The following is a 2,535-nucleotide window of genomic DNA, read 5'->3' on the forward strand; positions in this document are numbered from 1 at the left end:
GGCAAGGCGGCACTGCTCGGCGCGCGCTGGCGCGCCGCCCGCCGGCTGGTCGAGGAACTGCGCGAGGAGCTGTTCGGGGCCGACGCGCTGTCGCGGGCGATTGCCACCGCCAACGGCCTGTTCGACGCCGCCGGCATGCCGAGCCGGAAGGTGAGCCTGGCGGCCGCCCGCCGCGCCGCCATGGCCGGTCCGCGCGCGGCGGCGCCATCGCGCCTCAGCCGCGCCGGCCTGGCGGCCGACCGGCTGCTTCTTTCGCTGATCAGCTCCGGCGGCGCGCTCGACGCGCGTCCGGGGCTCCGCGCGCCCGTCGCCGGCGCAACCAAGAAACCCAAGCGAGGCTGAACCATGTGCACATTAGCCCTACTCGGCACGGCCATTTCGGTCGGCGGCGCCCTGATGCAGGGCGCCCAGCAGCAGCAATTGGCCAACTACCAAGCCAAGGCCTACGAGCAGCAGGCGCAGGCCGACGCGCAAAGCGCCGCCTTCGAGCGGAGCCAGGAGCGCCACAAGCAGGACCTGCTCGAAGCCCAGGCGCGCGCCCAGGCCGGCGCCTCGGGCGTCGGCGTTGCCGGCTCGCCGACCGAAGTGCTGGCGGCCAACGCCCGGCAGGGGCAGGTCGACCTCGATGCGATGTTGTACGGCTCGCGGCTGCGCCAGAACAATCTCAACACCCAGGCCGCCGTCTCGCGCTTCCAAGGCAAGCAGGCGATGACCGCCTCGATCTTCAACGCTGGCAGCAGCCTCATCGGCGGCCTCTCCAAAATCTACGACCCGACCAAGAGTCCGAGTTCCGGCGGCCTGCAGTCGGGCAACGCCGTGATCGTCGGCGCCTCCCCCTTTTCCAGAGCAAGTTGGGCAGGGAACACCTGAGTGGTACACATCATTCCTCTTTCCGTCGCCCAGCGCCGGCTCGATACCGGCAACGGGATGCAATATCCCCAGGGCTCGCCGATCGGCGGCGCCATGCAAGGGTTGGGCGATCACCTCTCCGCCGTCGCCGAGCGCTACCAGCAGATGAAGGAACAGCAGGAGGCGTTCGATGCCGAACTGGCGCGCCGCCGGTTCGACGGCGAGATCGCGCAGGCCGAAGACGAGGCGACGGCGAACGCGCCGGCCGATGGCAGCGGCCTGCATGAGGCCATGTATGGCCAGGTCGATCCGCACAATGGCCGAGTAATGAAGACTGGCCTGTTCGACAGGCTGTTCGCCGCTGCCTTGCCGAACATGCCAGAGAGCCAGCGCGCCGCGCGGCCCAGACAGAGAAAGGCATAGCCGATCGAACACGCCGGGAAGCAATAGTCGACCCCATGGGGCTTTTCGATTTGGCTAAGACAGTCGACCTAGGTCGTTCAGGGCCGAAAGCAGAGCTCACTAACTACATCCCCACAAATCAAGAATGGCTAGGGCGTATTCGCGGGAGACAGTTGAGCGAGGGAGCCTATGGCGTCTTCTCGCGCAAAAGCTTGTGGGCTCAGATGGGCTTGGCGAGGACCAGCGCTTCGGTACCTGATATCACCCCGCTGGGGGCGTCGTTTGCGCTCGAAAAGGCGGGCAATGCGGCGCTGGAGGGTAACTACAGCGAAGCATTGCTTGATGCCTTCGGAGCCATTCCTGGCGAGCGGTTGGCCGCCTTTGGCCTGAAGGGGACTGGTAAGGCCGCGAAACAGTGGGGTGAGAAGCTCTCGAGTGGGCGAGGCACTTATTCACGGGGTAGATGCCGAAACCCTCCGACGCCACAAGGGCTTGCTCGCTTTGCATTTCAACCAGTCCCGCGGTCAAGCGCGCATTGGACAATGCAATGCTCGGGGCAATGCTTGCCAGAGATCCGGTGCGAGTCAAATATGCGGGAGCTGCAGTAGGATGGGAGGAATCAAAAAACTATCGCAAGACCTTTTTTGGTCGGAACGCTAACCTAAATGCTGGTGACTACGTGGTTCACCAATACTTCTACGTAGAGCCGATTGTTGTTGGCGAACTGGATGAGGGTACTGTGATGGACGTAAGTGTGCATCCGCCGATCGTCAACAAGCTTGTGTTTCAAGTCGACGGCTGGCCCGGCGATGTTCTCGTAGCAAGCTTTCCTTGCTTTCTTATCACGGAGGAGGCCAAATTCGCGTTGCAGCAGGCCGGTTTCTCCGGTGCGACATTCGCTGACGTCAAAATCACAATTTCCGACAATTTTCGTGACGTTTATTCCGACGTTAAGATTCCGCTTCTTGTCTGGCTAAAGATAGAGGGAGAGGCCGGCCACTCCGACTTCGGTATTGCCTCGGATCTGCGACTCGTCATGTCGGAGCGTATCCTGGACGTTCTCGATGCACTGGGTCTTCCTATGGCTAGCTTCAAGCCGTTCGACGATCGAAGTGGGCACACTGACCTAGGCAGAGAATGATACGCCGCAAAGCCGATTCGTAACCATTTGAGGTGCCTTCGGTTAGTCGCATAGAAATAATGCACTGTCACCGTAGTTCCGGTTCTCCGACCGAAGTGCTGGCGGCCAACGCCCGGCAGGGGCAGGTCGACTCGATGCGATGT

The 2,535-nt window shown here is 62.7% G+C and carries 3 protein-coding genes and 1 pseudogene; all 4 read left to right on the top strand.

The window, feature by feature from the left end:
* Positions 1–342: pseudogene (locus EOA60_RS28420) on the top strand (hypothetical protein); the annotation flags it as partial.
* 3 nt (positions 343–345) lie between these two features.
* Entirely contained in the window at positions 346–870 is a 525-nt protein-coding gene (locus EOA60_RS28425) for a hypothetical protein (protein WP_095824469.1), read from the top strand.
* Positions 871–1,272 carry a hypothetical protein gene (locus EOA60_RS28430; RefSeq protein WP_179293622.1) on the top strand — a complete coding sequence of 134 codons (402 nt, stop codon included), beginning with the start codon at positions 871–873 and terminating at the stop codon, positions 1,270–1,272.
* A gap of 526 nt (positions 1,273–1,798) precedes the next feature.
* A complete protein-coding gene (locus EOA60_RS28435; RefSeq protein WP_245322347.1) occupies positions 1,799–2,392 on the top strand; it encodes a hypothetical protein in 594 nt (197 codons plus the stop codon).
* Positions 2,393–2,535 lie beyond the last annotated feature (143 nt).

It is taken from the genome of Mesorhizobium sp. M1A.F.Ca.IN.020.06.1.1 (genome assembly GCF_004023265.1).
GTDB lineage: Bacteria > Pseudomonadota > Alphaproteobacteria > Rhizobiales > Rhizobiaceae > Mesorhizobium.